Below are 13,965 nucleotides of genomic sequence, written 5' to 3' on the forward strand. Positions count from 1 at the left end.
GTCGGGCTACACCATATGGCGGCGCAGATCGCCTCGCACGGTGTCGAGCAGGGTGATGAAACGCGTGTCGCGGCCGCCATCGGTGCGGTCGACGCGCACCACGCTGCTCATGCCGCGATCGATATTCAGCTGATCGAAGATCTCCAGGGTCAGCTTCTCGGCCGGCTGGCTGCCGGGCTCGAGGCGGCCCGACCCAAGGGTGAAGGTGGTCAGCAGGGTGGTGCGCACCCGGGTGGATCCGCCTTCGGCCAGCACGCGGCGCACGAACAGCCAGCCCTCGCAGGCCAGTGCCGTATCGCCGTGATCGCGCAGGAAGAGGGTGCGATAGCTGGCGCCTTCGCTGGCGCCCTTCTCGGCCATGCTGCGATAGGCTTCGGTCATGCGCGTGGCGGAGACCTTCGACGTCTCGAGTCGCTGGCTCGCCGCCTGGTGCTCGCGGTCGAGCCGGGCCTGATGCTGGAAGCTCAGCCAGCGCCGGTAGTCGCTGATCAGGGTCGTGTCATCCATGGATGCATCCTGACGTAGAGGGTGGACGGGGGCGGTCGATGACGCGACGCCCGGCGGACTACATTCCCATATCTTGATGTAGCCCGCCAGGCAGCCCGTCAGGCCTGGCGCGAGCCGCCGCGGCCGCCGCGCTGGCGCCTGGGAGCACGGGCCTCGTCGCCACCTCTGCGCTGGCCGGCCGCCTGGCCCTGGCGACGCTGGCCCTGGCCGTTGCGGCCGCCACCGCCGCCGCGCTTGCCGCGGCCGTTCTCGATCGGCTCGGGCTTGGCGTTGGGGTCGGGCTCGAAGCCGGGCTCGATGCGCTTCTCGAGGTCGCGCTTGATCAGTCGCTCGATGCCCTTGAGCAGGCCGTGCTCGTCGACGCAGACCAGCGACACCGCCTTGCCTTCGCTGCCGGCCCGGCCGGTGCGGCCGATGCGGTGCACGTAGTCTTCGGCCACGTTGGGCAGCTCGAAGTTGACCACGTGGGGCAGCTCCTCGATGTCCAGGCCGCGGGCGGCGATGTCGGTGGCGACCAGTACCTGCAGGTCGCCGGTCTTGAAGGCGGCCAGCGCCTTGGTGCGCGCCGACTGGCTCTTGTTGCCGTGGATCGCCATGGACGGAATGTCCTGCTTGGACAGCTGTTCGGCCAGGCGGTTGGCGCCATGCTTGGTGCGGGTGAACACCAGCACCTGCTGCCAGTCATGACGGGTGATCAGGTGCGCCAGCAGGTCGCGCTTCTTCTCGCGATCGACGCGGTAGATTGCCTGGTCGACGAGTTCGGCGGTGGTGTTGCGACGCGCCACCTCGATCATCGCCGGATCGTCGAGCAGCTTGTTGGCGAGCGCCTGAATCTCGTTGGAGAAGGTGGCCGAGAACAGCAGGTTCTGGCGCTTCTCGGGCAGCACGCGCAGGATCTTCTTGATGTCGTGGATGAAGCCCATGTCGAGCATGCGGTCGGCTTCGTCGAGCACCAGGATCTCGACCTTGGAGAGGTCGACGTGCTTCTGCTGCTGCAGGTCGAGCAGGCGGCCGGGGGTGGCCACGAGAACGTCGAGACCCTTACGGATGGCGTCGACCTGAGGCTGCTGGCCGACCCCGCCGAAGATCACGTGGGACTTGAGCGTCAGGTGACGGCCGTACTCGGCCACGCTCTCGCCCACCTGGGCGGCGAGCTCGCGGGTCGGCGTCAGCACCAGGGCGCGGATCTGGCGCGCCGCCGGGCGCGGGCCGTCGGCGAGGCGCTGCAGCATCGGCAGGGTGAAGCCGGCGGTCTTGCCGGTGCCGGTCTGGGCGCTGGCCAGCAGATCACCGCCCTTGAGGACGGCGGGAATCGCCTGATGCTGGATCGGGGTCGGGGTGGTATAGCCCTGTGCCTCGACGGCACGGAGCAGTTCGGCACGCAGGCCGAGGTCGGAAAAGGTCATGCGGTCTCCGCAGAGACGCCTTGGTCGCGCCGCGTCGTGTCGACGTGGTCAGTCCCTGGCCAAGGCGTGGAAAAGGAATCTGGCGCGGCAGGAGGGACCATCGATCGCCGCGTGGCGCGCAGTATGCCATAGCGCGTGAGTTAACGCAGCCGTTTGATTTCTCCGGCGATCTCGTCGACCACCCTGTTCCAGCCGCGGCCCAGCGCGCGCACCAGGGCGGGATAGCCGTCCCGCGCCAGGGGTACCTCCACCGCGAAGGGGGAGAGCGCCAGCAGCTCGCCCTCGGCGTCGTTGAGCTGCCACTGGCCCGCCACCACCGCCTGGCCATCGAAGCGGCCGTGGAAGCGGTCCACCGTCAGGCGCAGGGTGGCGGCTTGCTCCCGGGGCTCGCCGGCGGCCTCGCCGAGAAGGCGAGTCTCCGTCAGGCGGGCGGCCAGGCGGGCCTTGAGGCGGCGCTCGAGCTGCAGGCCGAGGGGCTCTGCCCACAGGTGTCCGCTCGCCTCGTTGAGGGTGATGTCGTCGAGCTTGAGCACCAGGCCGTCGACGGCGAGGAAGCGCGCCAGGGTCGGCGGGGCCACGCGCAGCCGGTGGGCGGCCTCGGCCCCGGCCACGCCAGTGGGGGCCGCCATGGCGTCATCGGGGAGGGTGTAGCGGTTGGACGGCGGGGCATCGGTGGCGCAGCCGGCCAGCCACAGCGCGGCCAGGACGGCCGCAAGGGCTTTGATGGCGCTCATGGCGAGCTTCCTTGCTGGGGGGAGGTCGGCGCCCGGGGGATCGGGTCCTCGGTGTCCAGGCGATCGAAGAGCAGGGCGCTGGGATTGTCGCGCAGGGTACGGGCGGTGGGCTGCAGGTCGCGCAGCAGCCGCTCGAGCTGCGCGAGGGTCGTGCTGACGTCGCGGTACGCGCGGGACTCGGGCGACACGCCCTCGAGGGTGGTGCGCAGCGCCTCGAGGGTGGCATTGAGGTTGCTGGGCAGCTCGCGCATGCCGGGGTCCTCGACCAGGCCGCGGACGCTTTCGGTGAGCGCATTGACCTGCTCGAGGGTGGCCTCTGAGGCATCGAGGTTGCGGTCGAGCCCGGCCAGCAGCGGCTCGAGCTCCAGGCCATTGAGCTTGTCGAGCAGGGCCGTCACCTGCGCCTCGATCTGGGCGAAGCCGCTGGAGGTCGTGGGGAAGACGGTGCGCTCGGCGAAGGTCTCGGCGACGTAGTCGATCTCGGCGTTACCCGCTTCGTCGCGCTGGAAGTTGAGGTCGACGAACAGCGCCCCGGTCAGCAGGCTGCCGCTCTTCAGCGAGGCCGTGAGGCCTAGCCCGAAGAGCCGTTCGAAGCGCTCCCGCCACTGCTCGAGGTCGAGGGACTCGGCATCGACGCCCAGGCGCTGGGGCTCGATGCGAATCAGCACCGGGATGGCGAAATTGTCGCGGGAATCGGGCTGGGGCGCGCTGAACTGCCAGGGCACCGTAGTCACGGTGCCGACGCGCACGCCGCGAAACTCCACCGGCGCCCCCCGGGAGAGGCCGCGCACGGTGTCTTCGATCAGCAGCACGTACTCCAGGTAGCGACTGAAGGTGCCCTGTCGGGCGCTCTCCTCGTCGGGGTGGAGGGTGAAGGTGGTGTCCGCCTCCACCGGCCTGCCCTGGGGGAGATCCTCGGGCACGCCGAAGGTGACGCCGCCGCCGAGCAGCGCCTCCAGGGAGTCGATGTTGACCCGGACGCCCTCGGAGTCGAGACGCAGGTCGACGCCGCTGGCGGCCCAGAAACGGGTGCCGTCGGTGACCAGGTCGTGGTAGGGGCTCTCGATGAAGAGGCGATGGTGCATGCGTCGGGTGGTGCCATCGAAGTTGGCCTCCTCGACGCGGCCGACGGTGAGGCCCTGGAAAGTGACCGGGTCGCCGACGCTAGGCGCGTTGCCGAGCTGGCTGATCAGGTTGATGCGCAAGCCTTTGGCGCCGGCCGGTGAGACCGGCGGCTGGTCGCTGACCTCGAACTCCCGAGCGTCGATCTCGCTCTGGCCCGGCTCGAGCTGAATGTAGGCGCCGGACAGCACCGTGCCCAGGCCGCTTATCCCCTCGCGGCCGATGCGCGGCTTGACCACCCAGAAGCGGCTGTCCTCGACCAGCATGTCGTCGCTGTCCGGGCTCATGCGGGCGGTGATCACCGCGCGGCTCAGGTCCTCCGAGAGGTGCACCCGCTCGACGCGCCCGACCTCGACGTTGCGCGTCTTGATCAGGGTGTTGCCCGCCTCGATGCCCTCGGCGCTGTCGGTGATCAGGGTGATTTCCGGCCCGCGACTGCGGTAGTTGTCGAAGACCAGCCAGGCGCCTATCAGGATCGCCACGATGGGCACGATCCAGATCGGCGACAGCCGCGCCTGGGGCGTGGCGCGGGCGCGGTGCCCGTCTCGCTCGGACGGGGCGGGGGTGTCGGTCATGGCGAGTATCCTTGGGCGGGTCGGGCGTCACGCGGCAGCGGCGCGTCCCAGAGCATTCGGGGGTCGAAGGTCATGGCGGCGAGCATGGTGATGACCACTACGCTGGCGAAGGCCAGTGCGGCGGGGCCAGGGGAGATCGACAGCAACGCACCGGCGCGGATCAGCGCCACCAGGATCGCCACCACGAAGACATCGACCATCGACCAGCGGCCGATGAACTCGGTGAGGCGGTAGAGCCGCGTGCGGGTCGCCGCGTTGAGTTCGTTGCTGCGTTTGGCCACCAGGCACAGCCAGGCCAGGGCCACCAGCTTCCCCACCGGCACGATCACGCTGGCGACGAAGATCACCACGGCCACCGGCCAGGAGCCCATCTGCATCAGCTGCACCACGCCGCCGATGATGGTGGAGGGGGTGTCATGGCCGAGGCTCGTGGTGGTCATGATCGGATAGAGGTTGGCCGGCAGGTACATCAGGGTGGCGGCCGCCAGCAGCGCCCAGGTGCGCTGCTGGCTATCGGGCTTGCGGGCATGCAGGCGCTCGCCGCAGCGACGACAGCGGCCGTGGCCCTCGCCGTCCAGGCGGTTGACCAGGCCACAGGTGGCGCAGCCGGCCAGCCCCTGGGGGGCGGCGGTCTCGCCGGTGCGCGCGCCCTCCGGGGCCAGGGGCTCGCCGGCCAGGGAGAACCACATCCAGTCGGCGTCCAGCGACTGGGTGGTCAGCAGCAGCAGCAGGGCGAAGGCACAGAAGGCCCAGAAGGAGATGCCGAGACCCACCTCGGCCATGCCGGCGATCTTGATGAGGCTGACCAGGGCCCCGACAATGAAGACGTCGGCCATCATCCAGGGGTGAAGATGCGAGAGCGAGCGGGCGATGCTGCGGCTGGCCGGTAGCGGATCGCCGCGCAGCAGCCCGGCCTGCAGCCACACCACGCCCACCAGGTAGACGGCGGGCAGCACGCCGATGGTCAGCACCACCGCGATCGCCACCAGCGGCTGGTGAAAGCCGATCAGGGTGGTGGCGGTCTGGGTCAGCTCGATGCGATTGCCGATGCCGCTGACGGTGAAGCTGATGAAGGGGAAGGAGACGGCCAGCGCCAGTGCGACCAGCGAGGCCAGCGCCAGCGCCATGCTGCGCTGGGCCGGGCGGTGGTGGCGGGTAGCCAGCACGTGGCCGCAGCGTGGACATTCGGCCTTCTCACCGCCGTGCAGCGGCGGCAGCGCCGTCAGCCAGTCGCACTCGTGGCAGGCGCGCAGCCGACGCCGTGAGGTGCGAGTCTCCGGCGGCGAGCGATCTACCAGCGGGGTCCCCCGGGGCAGGCTGGGGGCGCGTAGGGCAGGCCTGGGCACGGCGATGAGGTTCTCCTGACGATGAAGTCGACACGCGGAAAGTGTGTCACGTTGACGCGGGGGGCACCATAGTCAAACATGCACGCCTGAATGTTCAGGAGGAGATGACATGATCGTGCCCGCGATGGCGGTGTTGGCAGGCCTGGTCCTGCTGGTGTGGAGCGCCGAGCGCTTCGTCGACGGGGCCGCGGCGACATCGGCGCGACTGGGGCTATCGCCGCTGCTGATCGGCATGCTGGTGATCGGCTTCGGCACCTCGGCCCCGGAGCTCGTGGTCTCCGCCCTGGCGGCCAGCCAGGGCAACCCTGGCCTGGCGCTGGGCAACGCCTATGGCTCCAACATCGCCAATATCGGCCTGATCCTGGGCCTGGTGGCGCTCATCTCGCCGCTGGCGGTGCACTCCGGCGTGGTGCGTCGCGAGCTGCCGGTGCTCGGCGCCGTCACCCTGGGCTCCGCCGCGCTGCTGTGGGGCGGCATGATCGAGCGTCTGGAGGGCGCGCTGCTGCTGGTGCTGCTGGCGGCCTTCATCGGCTACAGCATCTATCTCGGCCTGCGCCAGAGCGGTGATGTGCTGGGGCCCGAGACCGAGGAGAGCCTGGCGGAGCACCCCATGTCGCTGAAGGCCGGCCTGGTCTGGACCGGGGTGGGCCTGGTGCTGCTGGTGGCAAGCTCGAGGGTGCTGGTGTGGGGGGCGGTGGCCATCGCCCAGGGGTTCGGCGTCAGTGACCTGGTGATCGGCCTGACGGTGGTCGCCGTGGGCACCTCGCTGCCGGAGCTCGCCTCCTCGATCAGCGCGCTGCGCCGGGGCGAGCACGACCTGGTGCTCGGCAACGTGGTGGGCTCGAACCTCTTCAACACCCTCGGGGTGGTGGGCCTGGCCGCGGTGATCGCGCCCATCGAGGCCGGCCGCGAGGTGCTGCTGCGCGACTGGAGCCTGATGATGGTCATGACCGTGATGCTGGCGATCTTCGCCATGGGCTGGCGCGGCCGGGCAGGGCGCATCAACCGCGTCGAAGGCGCCGTGCTGCTGGCGATGTTCATCGGCTACACCGCGTACATGATCAGCCTGGTGGCCCGAGGCGGCGCATCCTGAGGATCGGGCTGCGACAACGCGACACGCCATGATGTCGCGAACTGTCTCCCCCCGGGACGAGTCCGAGGAGTATGATGGCTTGACGATTATGAGAATAAGGTCATGCGATTTCGATCTCACCACCCCTGAGGCCGAGCATCTACGTTGAGTGACCTTTCTCCGATCGACCAGAATGCGGCAGGGTGTCCAAGCCCCACGCACAAGAGCACGTCCAGTGCCCGACGCATCCCGTACCCACGACCCGCAGGAACGAGGAGTGCCTCATGGAACTGGATCCCCTGCTGCTATCGAGGCTGCAATTTGCCTTCGTGGTGGCCTTTCACGCCATCTTCCCGGTGTTCACCATCGGTTTGGCGTCCTACATCGCCCTGCTGAACGGGCTCTTCTTCAAGACGGAAAATCCTGCCTGGGACCGCCTCGCGCTGTTCTGGACCAAGGTCTTCGCCGTGGTCTTCGGCATGGGTGTGGTCTCGGGCATCGTCATGTCCTTCCAGTTCGGCACCAACTGGAGCAACTTTTCCTTTGCGGCGTCGAACTTCCTGGGACCGGTGCTGAGCTACGAGGTGGTCACGGCCTTCTTCCTGGAGGCGGCCTTCCTTGGCGTGCTGCTGTTCGGACGCGGCAAGGTGCCGCAAGGCGTGCACCTCTTCGCCGCCATCATGGTTGCCATCGGCACGTTCATTTCTTCGTTCTGGATTCTCTCGGCCAACAGCTGGATGCAGACCCCGGCTGGCGTAGAGCTGATCGACGGGCGCTTCCACGTCACTGACTGGAGCGCGGCGATCTTCAACCCCTCCTTCCCGTATCGCTTCACTCACATGGTGCTGGCCTCGTTCCTGACCGGCGGCTTCGTGGTCGCGGGGGTCAGCGCCTGGTACCTGCTGATCGGACGCGACCGGGAGGCCAACCGCAAGGCGCTCTCCATGTGCCTGTGGCTGCTACTGGTGCTGGCGCCGACTCAGGCGGTGGTGGGGGACTTCCATGGCCTCAACACCCTGGAGCACCAACCGACCAAGGTGGCCGCCATGGAGGGCAATTGGGAGCGCAGCTCGAACACGCCGCTGTTGCTGTTTGCCCTGCCGGACCAGGAAGCTCAGGAGAACCGCTTCGAGATCGGCATTCCGAGCCTTGCGAGCATCATCCTGACCCACCACGCCGAGGGGGAGGTGCCGGGCATCAGCGAGGTGCCTCCCGAGGAGCAGCCGCCGGTCTGGATCGTCTTCTGGTCGTTCCGCATCATGGTGGCTCTCGGCTTTGCCATGATCGGCGCGGCGCTGGTCGGCCTGTGGCTGCGCCGTGGCGGCCGGGTCTATGAGCATCGCGGCTTCCTGCAGCTGATGCGCGTGATGACCGTTACACCCTTCATCGCGGTGCTGGCCGGCTGGGTGGTCACCGAAACCGGCCGCGCGCCCTGGGTGGTTTACGGCCTGATGAGCCACGCCGAGGCGCTGACGCCCTCGCTGACCGGGGGCATGGCCCTGTTCACGTTGATCGGCTACATGGCCGTCTACGCGGTGGTGTTCTTCTGCGGGGTCTACTATCTCACCCGCGTGGTGCGCCAGGGCATGCTGCCCGAAACCGCCCACGGCGACGAGGTGCACCGGCCCAAGCGCCCGCTCTCTGCCGCCGACGTGCCTTTCGAGGACGCCTCCAGCCAACCGGGAAGGAACTGAACCATGGCCATGTTCGATCTGAGCATTATCTGGGCCGTGATCATCGGCTTCGGCGTGATCATGTACGTGCTGATGGACGGCTTCGATCTGGGCGTGGGGATCCTCTTTCCCTTCGCCCCGAACGAGGAGTCACGAGACGTGATGATGAATACGGTCGCCCCGGTGTGGGACGGTAACGAGACCTGGCTGGTGCTGGGTGGGGCGGGGCTTCTGGGCGCCTTCCCGCTGGTCTACTCGGTGTTTCTGCCGGCGCTCTACCTCGGCGTCTTCCTGATGCTCGCCGGGCTGATCTTCCGCGGCATCGCCTTCGAATTTCGCTTCAAGTCTCACCGCAACCGCCACTGGTGGAACCGCGCCTTCTGCTGGGGATCCGCCGTGGCGGCCTTCGCCCAGGGTGTGGTAGTGGGCGCCTACATCCAGGGCTTCCCCGTCGAGGACTTCGTCTACGTCGGCGGCCCGTTCGACTGGCTGACGCCGTTCAGCGTGCTCACTGGCCTCGGGCTGATGGCCGGCTATGCGCTGCTCGGCGCCACCTGGCTGATCCTGAAGACCGAGGGCGCGCTCCAGGAGTGGGCCTACCGTCTCGCTCCGCGCCTGCTGCTGGCGGTGCTCGGCGTGTTCTTGATCATCAGCCTCTGGACGCCCTTCGTGGACGTCGGCGTGCGCGATCGCTGGTTCGGCCATCTGCAGCTGATCTGGATCTTCCCGGCGCTGGCGCTGGCCTGTGCGGGCCTGCTGTGGCGTGCCGTCCTCCAGCGCCGCGAGGGCCAGCCCTTCATTGCCACCCTGGGCCTGTTCCTCTTCACCTACCTGGGGCTGGTGGTCAGCAAGTGGCCGGTCATCGTGCCGCCGGACTACACCATCTGGGACGCCGCCTCCGACCCGGGCTCCCAGCTCTTTCTGCTGATCGGCGTGCTCTTCGTGATCCCCATCGTGCTGGCCTACACCGCCTGGTCCTACTGGGTGTTCCGCGGCAAGGTCCGCCCCGGCGAGGGCTATCACTGAGGTGAGGGCCAAAGCCGAAGCGCCCGGGCCCTCGGCCCGGGCGTGGCTGTCGCGACTCGCCGCCGGCGAGCGCCGCTATCAGCGCCTGGCCCTGCTGGCCGGCGGGGCGGTCGGCGTCGCGACCATCGTCCAGATGGCACTGCTCGCCGCCCTGATCAGCGCTCTGCTGGTCGATGAGCGAGCGCTTGATGAGCTCGTTCCCTGGCTGCTGGGCCTGATGGCGGTCCTGCCGCTGCGGGCCCTGGCCCAGTGGGGGCAGGAGGTGGCCGGCCAGGCGGCCAGCCTGCGCATCCGCCGGCGAGCCCGCTCCGAGCTGCTCGATCATCTGGAACGCCTGGGCCCGGTGCGCCTCACCGCTCATCACGGTGCGGGGCTCGCCCAGCGCCTGGTCGACCAGGTCGAGGCCCTGGACGGCTATTTTTCGCGCTATCTGCCCCAGCAGGTGCTGGCGGTAGCGGTTCCGCTGATGATCCTCGCGGTGGTGGCCTGGCTCGATTGGCTGGCCGCGCTCTTCCTGCTGATCGCTGCACCGCTGATTCCGCTGTTCATGGCCCTGGTGGGCATGGGCGCGGAGCGCCTGAACCAGGAGCAGTTCGTGGCCGTGGCGCGCCTGGCCGGGCACTTCATCGATCGGGTACGCGGCATCACCACGTTGCAGCTGTTCGGGCGCACCGCCCAGGCGACCCGGGAGGTGGAGGCCGTGGCCGATGACTATCGGCGGCGCAGCATGCGCACCCTGCGCCTGGCCTTCCTCTCCTCGGCGGTGCTGGAGTTCTTCTCCTCGGTGGCCATCGCCGTGGTGGCGATCTATGTCGGCTTCGGGCTGCTTGGCTATATCGAGTACGGGCCGGCGGACGAGCTGACGCTCTTCACCGGCCTGCTGGTGCTGCTGCTGGCGCCGGAGTTCTTCCAGCCGCTGAGAAGCCTCGCCCAGCACTATCATGACCGGGCGGCGGCCCTGGGCGCCGCCGCTGGCCTGGTGACGCTGCTCCAGGAGACGCCCGACGCCGGACGCGGCGCCGATGAGGCAGCCGAGCCTGTGCGCCCGATGTCGCCCGACAGCCTGCTCGAACTCGAGGCCGTCACGCTCACCCACGCTGGGCGCGGCCGGGTTCTGGGGCCGCTGGACCTTCGCCTTGCGCGCGGCGAGACGCTGGTGGTGACGGGGCCTTCGGGGGCCGGCAAGTCGAGCCTGCTGCAAGTGATGGCGGGTTTCATCGCCCCGACCAAGGGCGAGCGGCGCCTGGCCGCCGATGCCGGCTTCGCCTGGCTGGATCAGCGCCCTCTGCTGGTCCAGGGGAGCCTCGCCGACAACCTGCGCCTGGCCGCACCCGAGGCGAGCGGGGCGCAGATGCGCTCGGCGCTCGGCCGGGCCGGGCTCGCCGAGCTGCTCGAGCGCCTGCCCGACGGGCTCGATGCCTCGCTCGGCGAGCGCGGCGAGGGCCTCTCCGGGGGGCAGGTGCAGCGCCTGGCACTCGCCCGAGTGTTCCTCTCACCGGCGCCGCTGGTGCTGCTCGACGAGCCGACCGCGAGCCTGGACGCCCGGACCGAGGCGCGGGTCATCGAGGCCCTGGGGCGGCTGGCCGCCGAGGGGCGCACCCTGGTCATCGCCACCCACCATCCCGCGCTTCTGGCGCTGGCCGATCGTCGGCTGGCGCTCGAGGCCGCCCCCGTTCGGGAGTCCGTCGATGCCTGACGCGCGAGAGGCCTCACTGATCACGACTCTGCGTCCCTGGTGGCGGTTGCTCGATCGGCGTCGCGGCCGGCTGCTCGTCGGAGCTTGCCTGATGCTGCTCACCGTGGCGGCAGGCATCGGACTGCTGGCGCTCTCGGGGTGGTTCATCACCGCCACGGCGCTGACCGGCCTGGCCCTCGCCGCCGGGCTTTCGGCGTTTCTGGACGTGTACGTGCCCGGCGGCGGGATCCGCTTCTTCGCCGTTACCCGCACCGTCTCGCGCTACGTCGAACGGCTCTATAACCACGATACCGTGCTGCGCCTGCTGGCCGATCTGCGTGGTCACCTGTTCGGCGTGATGGTCGGGCTCGACGGGCGAACCCTGTCGCGGCGTCGCGCCAGCGACTGGCTCGATCGCCTCACCGCCGATATCGACACCCTGGACGGCCTCTACCTGCGCCTCGTGGCCCCGGCCGGCGTGGCGCTGCTGGCCATCCTGGCGCTGTCGGGCCTGCTCGCCCTGTGGCTGCCCCGGGCCGGCCTTGTCGCGCTCGCGCTGCTGCTGTCGGCCTGGCTGTGGCTCACCCTGGGCCAGGCCCGGCGCGGCATGGCCGCGAGCCGCGGTCAGGTCGAGGCGCTGGAGGCGCTGCGTGGCCGGATGCTCGAGCACCTGCGGGGGCTCGCCGAGCTCGAGGCCTACGGCAGCCTGGCCACCCACCGCGCGCGGCTTGAGGCGATCGAGCGTCGCCTGCAGGTCGATCAGTGGCGGCTGGCCCGGGTCGCGGCCCTGGGCTCGGCCCTTGCGGGACTCGCCGTCGGCGCCACCTGGCTCGCGGTGCTGGTGCTGGCGGCCCTGGCCTGGCAGGCCGGGGCGCTCTCAGGCCCGGTGATGGTGCTGATGCCGCTGGCGGTGATGGCGCTGAACGAGGCGCTGGCCGCGCTGCCCATGGCCTTCACTCGGCTGGGCGCGACCCGGGCCGCCGCCGAGCGCCTCAACGCCCTGGAGGCCGCTCGTTGCCCGAGCGCCGCCGTCTCGTGCGAGACGAGCGCCGCGGGACAGGCGCCGCACCCTGGGCCTCTCGATGTGACCCTCGATGCGGTCGACCTGCACTATCCGGGCGCCCTGCAGCCGGCGCTCACTGCGCTGGACCTCTCGCTGCCGGCGGGCCAGCGACTGGCGCTGTGCGGCGCCTCCGGGGCCGGCAAGTCCAGCGTGGCACAGCTGCTCACGCGCCAGCTCGCGCCGAGCGCCGGGCGAATCACTCTCGGCGGCGTTCCCGTGGAGGCGATCGACGAGGCGACGCTGCGCCAGCGGGTGGCCTGCCTCACCCAGCAGGTGGAGCTGTTCGACGATAGCCTGGCCGCCAACCTGCGCCTGGGCGACTCCGAGGCGGACGAGGCGCGGCTGTGGCGGGTGCTGTCGATGGTCGAGCTCGCCGGCTGGGCGGACGCGTTGCCCGAGGGGCTCGAGACCCGGGTGGGCGAGGGCGGACGACGGCTCTCCGGCGGTCAGGCTCGACGCGTCGGCCTCGCCCGTCTGCTGCTTCGGGAGCCGGACCTGGTGATCCTCGACGAACCCTTCGCCGGGCTCGATGCGCCCACCGCGGCACGCCTGGCCGCCCGTCTCGACGGGTGGCTTGCCGGTCGCAGCGTCATCTACCTGGTGCACCAGCTCGGCGAGGCCGTCGATCCGCCGGGCATCGATCAGCGCCTGACCCTGCGTGAAGGTGCGCTTTGCACGGATGGTCAGGATGTTTCAGGATAGGACCGATCATTTTCCATGAGGTGTGCCATGCGTGACTTCCTCAGGCGCCTGCCCAAGGCCGAACTCCACCTGCACATCGAGGGCTCGCTGGAGCCCGAACTGATGTTCTCCCTGGCCGAGCGCAACGGGATCCGCCTGCCCTATGCCTCGGTGGAGGAGGTTCGCGAGGCCTATGATTTCGCCGATCTGCAGTCCTTCCTCGATCTCTACTACCAGGGAATGAGCGTGCTGCGTACTGCCGAGGACTTCCATGATCTCGCCATGGACTACTTTCGCCGGGCCAGCGCCGAGGGCGTCGTGCACGTGGAGATGCACTTCGATCCCCAGGCGCATCTGGCGCGGGGCATCGAGCTGCCGGTGGTGATGGAGGGGCTCTCCCTGGCGCGCCGTGAGGCCTGGCGCGAGCTCGGCATGTCCAGCGCGATGATCATGGCCTTCCTGCGCGACCGTCCGGCCGAAGAGGCCATGGCGGTGATGGAGAGCGCCGCTCCCTATTGGGAGATGCTCGACGCCGTGGGTCTGGACAGCGCCGAGCAGGGCAATCCGCCGGCGAAGTTTACCGAAGTCTTCCGCTTCGCCCGCGAGCTCGGCATTCCCCGCGTGGCCCATGCCGGGGAGGAGGGACCGCCCGCCTACATCCGCGAGGCGCTGGACCTGCTGGACGTCTGTCGCATCGATCACGGCGTGCGCTGCCTGGAGGACCCCGCGCTGGTGGCCCGGCTGCGCGACGAGCAGGTCGTGCTCACCGTCTGCCCGCTCTCCAACGTGCGCCTGCGGGTGGTCGAGCGCATGGCCGACCACCCCTTGCCGCAGCTGCTCGAGGCGGGCCTGACGCTGACGCTGAACTCCGACGACCCCGCCTACTTCGGCGGCGGCATGTTGCCCAATTTCGAGGCCTGCCACGAGGCCTTCGGCTGGTCGAAGGAGGTCTTCGCGGGGCTCGCCGGCAATGCCCTCGAGGCCGCCTTCATGAGCGACGAGCGCCGCCAGGAGCTGCGGCGGCGGCTGGCCGAGGTGAGCTGACGGCACTACGTCGTCGACACCCTGTATTCGGTACTCTGTCA

Annotated in this window: 11 protein-coding genes; 6 read left to right on the plus strand and 5 right to left on the minus strand. The window is 69.6% G+C overall.

Going from position 1 to position 13,965, the window contains the following annotated elements:
• Positions 1–6 precede the first annotated feature (6 nt).
• From RSO68_RS00850 to RSO68_RS00870, 5 genes are all read right to left on the minus strand, one after another.
• Positions 7–507 (minus strand): hypothetical protein, encoded by a 501-nt coding sequence (locus tag RSO68_RS00850; protein ID WP_315585089.1) that lies wholly within the window; start codon positions 505–507, stop codon positions 7–9.
• Between the two features lie 98 nt (positions 508–605).
• The gene (locus RSO68_RS00855) at positions 606–1,913 is read right to left on the minus strand and encodes a DEAD/DEAH box helicase (protein ID WP_315585090.1); all 1,308 of its coding nucleotides are present in this window, start codon (positions 1,911–1,913) and stop codon (positions 606–608) included.
• Between the two features lie 140 nt (positions 1,914–2,053).
• Complete coding sequence (locus tag RSO68_RS00860; RefSeq protein ID WP_315585091.1) at positions 2,054–2,647, minus strand: PqiC family protein; 594 nt, start codon at positions 2,645–2,647, stop codon at positions 2,054–2,056.
• Positions 2,644–4,344: an intermembrane transport protein PqiB gene (gene pqiB, locus RSO68_RS00865; protein ID WP_315585092.1), complete on the minus strand. Its 1,701-nt coding sequence runs from the start codon at positions 4,342–4,344 to the stop codon at positions 2,644–2,646. Before pqiB ends, RSO68_RS00860 begins: the two co-directional genes overlap by 4 nt.
• Complete coding sequence (locus tag RSO68_RS00870; protein ID WP_315585093.1) at positions 4,341–5,690, minus strand: paraquat-inducible protein A; 1,350 nt, start codon at positions 5,688–5,690, stop codon at positions 4,341–4,343. Before RSO68_RS00870 ends, pqiB begins: the two co-directional genes overlap by 4 nt.
• Positions 5,691–5,799: 109 nt before the next feature.
• On the opposite strand from RSO68_RS00870, the gene RSO68_RS00875 reads away from it, so the two are divergent.
• The 6 genes from RSO68_RS00875 (at position 5,800) to RSO68_RS00900 (ending at position 13,924) form a co-directional block, all read left to right on the plus strand.
• Positions 5,800–6,783: a calcium/sodium antiporter gene (locus tag RSO68_RS00875; protein WP_315585094.1), complete on the plus strand. Its 984-nt coding sequence runs from the start codon at positions 5,800–5,802 to the stop codon at positions 6,781–6,783.
• 263 nt (positions 6,784–7,046) lie between these two features.
• Positions 7,047–8,456 carry a cytochrome ubiquinol oxidase subunit I gene (locus RSO68_RS00880; protein WP_089848659.1) on the plus strand — a complete coding sequence of 470 codons (1,410 nt, stop codon included), beginning with the start codon at positions 7,047–7,049 and terminating at the stop codon, positions 8,454–8,456.
• 3 nt (positions 8,457–8,459) lie between these two features.
• Positions 8,460–9,461 carry a cytochrome d ubiquinol oxidase subunit II gene (gene cydB / locus RSO68_RS00885; protein ID WP_089848657.1) on the plus strand — a complete coding sequence of 334 codons (1,002 nt, stop codon included), beginning with the start codon at positions 8,460–8,462 and terminating at the stop codon, positions 9,459–9,461.
• Between the two features lies 1 nt (position 9,462).
• A complete protein-coding gene (gene cydD, locus RSO68_RS00890; RefSeq protein ID WP_315585095.1) occupies positions 9,463–11,157 on the plus strand; it encodes a thiol reductant ABC exporter subunit CydD in 1,695 nt (564 codons plus the stop codon).
• Positions 11,150–12,901 (plus strand): thiol reductant ABC exporter subunit CydC, encoded by a 1,752-nt coding sequence (gene cydC / locus RSO68_RS00895; RefSeq protein WP_315585096.1) that lies wholly within the window; start codon positions 11,150–11,152, stop codon positions 12,899–12,901. Before cydD ends, cydC begins: the two co-directional genes overlap by 8 nt.
• Positions 12,902–12,928: 27 nt before the next feature.
• Positions 12,929–13,924, plus strand: coding sequence for an adenosine deaminase (locus RSO68_RS00900; RefSeq protein ID WP_315585097.1), 996 nt, complete (start codon positions 12,929–12,931; stop codon positions 13,922–13,924).
• The last annotated feature ends 41 nt before the right edge of the window (positions 13,925–13,965 follow it).

This window comes from Halomonas saccharevitans (assembly GCF_032333995.1).
Taxonomy (GTDB): domain Bacteria; phylum Pseudomonadota; class Gammaproteobacteria; order Pseudomonadales; family Halomonadaceae; genus Halomonas; species Halomonas saccharevitans.